Here is a 1,154-nt window from a genome sequence, read left to right as displayed (position 1 = left end):
AACTTATTTCGCTTTAATTGCGACTTGATTATCTTAACAAAATAGTCTTTATTTTGTCAATAACTTTTTTAAAACTTTTTTGGTGGAGCCTAGCGGGATCGAACCGCTGACCTCCTGCGTGCAAAGCAGGCGCTCTCCCAGCTGAGCTAAGGCCCCATTTTAAATGGTCGGGAAGACAGGATTTGAACCTGCGACCCCCTGGTCCCAAACCAGGTGCTCTACCAAGCTGAGCCACTTCCCGTTTTTATTTGTTTTAAAATATAATGGCGCGCCCTGAGAGATTCGAACTCCCGACCTTTTGATTCGTAGTCAAACACTCTATCCAGCTGAGCTAAGGGCGCATATATATTTTAAATGGTGCCGAGGGCCGGACTTGAACCGGCACGGTAGTCACCTACCGCAGGATTTTAAGTCCTGTGTGTCTGCCAATTCCACCACCCCGGCACAGGACAACCTATGGAGCGGAAGACGGGATTCGAACCCGCGACCCCCACCTTGGCAAGGTGGTGTTCTACCACTGAACTACTTCCGCTCGTATATAAATGCGGGTGAAGGGACTTGAACCCCCACGTCATAAGACACTAGATCCTAAGTCTAGCGCGTCTGCCAATTCCGCCACACCCGCAAATTGTAAAATGGTGAGCCATGAAGGACTTGAACCTTCGACCCTCTGATTAAAAGTCAGATGCTCTACCGACTGAGCTAATGGCTCATCTTACGATGCCGGCCAGAGGACTTGAACCCCCAACCTACTGATTACAAGTCAGTTGCTCTACCAGTTGAGCTAGGCCGGCATAATAAATAAAATGGTGGAGGATGACGGGATCGAACCGCCGACCCCCTGCTTGTAAGGCAGGTGCTCTCCCAGCTGAGCTAATCCTCCAAATATATCTGCCTGGCAACGTCCTACTCTCACAGGGGGAAGCCCCCAACTACCATCGGCGCTGAAGAGCTTAACGGCCGTGTTCGGCATGGGAACGGGTGTGACCTCTTCGCTATCGCCACCAGACTTTTTGACTTCAGATAAGCTTCGTATTTCTTCGTCAACTTCTCTCCTTCAGTCATGTCACGTATATGAATACGTTCCATTCTTTCAGTCGTTTGTTTCCTCGAACTACTCGCTTCCCTTTGTCAATTGAACCTTGAATGCTTTT

Annotated in this window: 9 tRNA genes and 1 rRNA gene; all 10 read right to left on the bottom strand. The window is 49.1% G+C overall.

From position 1 onward, the window contains the following. Window positions 1-80: 80 nt before the first annotated feature. Window positions 81-156, bottom strand: a tRNA-Ala gene (locus tag BALCAV_RS20860). A gap of 8 nt (window positions 157-164) precedes the next feature. Then, window positions 165-241, bottom strand: a tRNA-Pro gene (locus tag BALCAV_RS20855). A 23-nt stretch (window positions 242-264) separates the two neighbouring features. Next, window positions 265-341 (bottom strand) — tRNA-Arg (locus BALCAV_RS20850). 14 nt (window positions 342-355) lie between these two features. Continuing rightward, a tRNA-Leu gene (locus BALCAV_RS20845) sits at window positions 356-444 on the bottom strand. Window positions 445-457: 13 nt separating this feature from the next. Then, window positions 458-532, bottom strand: a tRNA-Gly gene (locus tag BALCAV_RS20840). An 11-nt stretch (window positions 533-543) separates the two neighbouring features. Continuing rightward, window positions 544-625: transfer RNA gene (locus BALCAV_RS20835), tRNA-Leu, on the bottom strand. An 11-nt stretch (window positions 626-636) separates the two neighbouring features. Continuing rightward, window positions 637-712 (bottom strand) — tRNA-Lys (locus tag BALCAV_RS20830). A 9-nt stretch (window positions 713-721) separates the two neighbouring features. Beyond that, window positions 722-794: transfer RNA gene (locus BALCAV_RS20825), tRNA-Thr, on the bottom strand. A gap of 13 nt (window positions 795-807) precedes the next feature. After that, window positions 808-883: transfer RNA gene (locus BALCAV_RS20820), tRNA-Val, on the bottom strand. A 10-nt stretch (window positions 884-893) separates the two neighbouring features. Further along, window positions 894-1,009, bottom strand: a 5S ribosomal RNA gene (rrf, locus tag BALCAV_RS20815). Window positions 1,010-1,154 lie beyond the last annotated feature (145 nt).

Origin of the sequence: Alkalihalobacillus alcalophilus ATCC 27647 = CGMCC 1.3604 (assembly GCF_000292245.2) — a bacterium.
Lineage (GTDB): Bacteria > Bacillota > Bacilli > Bacillales > Bacillaceae_D > Alkalihalobacillus > Alkalihalobacillus alcalophilus.
The sequence above is the reverse complement of the archived record's forward strand: the minus strand, read 5'-3'. Positions and strand labels throughout refer to the sequence as shown.